The organism is Mammaliicoccus sp. J-M41 (assembly GCF_022385935.1).
Lineage (GTDB): Bacteria > Bacillota > Bacilli > Staphylococcales > Staphylococcaceae > Mammaliicoccus > Mammaliicoccus sciuri_A.
On the sequence record NZ_JAJNIR010000078.1, the window covers coordinates 1 to 416 of the forward strand.

General features: G+C 29.6%; 1 protein-coding gene. It reads right to left on the bottom strand.

The genetic code is table 11. The features are described from left to right. Window positions 1–112: IS3 family transposase (locus LQ686_RS14400; RefSeq protein ID WP_481817101.1), on the bottom strand; the 112-nt coding region annotated here is incomplete at its 3' end. Window positions 113–416: the final 304 nt, after the last annotated feature.

The window sequence follows — 416 nt, forward strand, 5'->3', positions numbered from 1 at the left end:
GTACTTTTTTATGATTTACGATAAGACCTCTATTTCTTAGTGCTTGTGTAACACGACGATAACCATAGGTATGGTTTGATTCTTCACATATCTCTTTTATTACTTGAATCAATGTTTCATCTTTATCAGCTTTACTAAGTTGATTTATCCAATAATAGTATACAGATTTAGCTATTTGAACGACTTTAAATAAGATACTTAATCGTATATTATATATTTCATGTAATGCCTTAATGCCCTTTACTATTTCTGATTTTTGCTTCCGTAAATGTCGGTCAAGGCCTGTAACTTTTTTTGATAGGCTATACCTGCCTTTAACGTTTCAACTTCATTTCTAAGTCTTTCAAGTTCTTCACGTTCATTTTCATTTAAAGGTAAATTTTTATTATCTGATTTAGCTCGTTTTTTAGTCATAG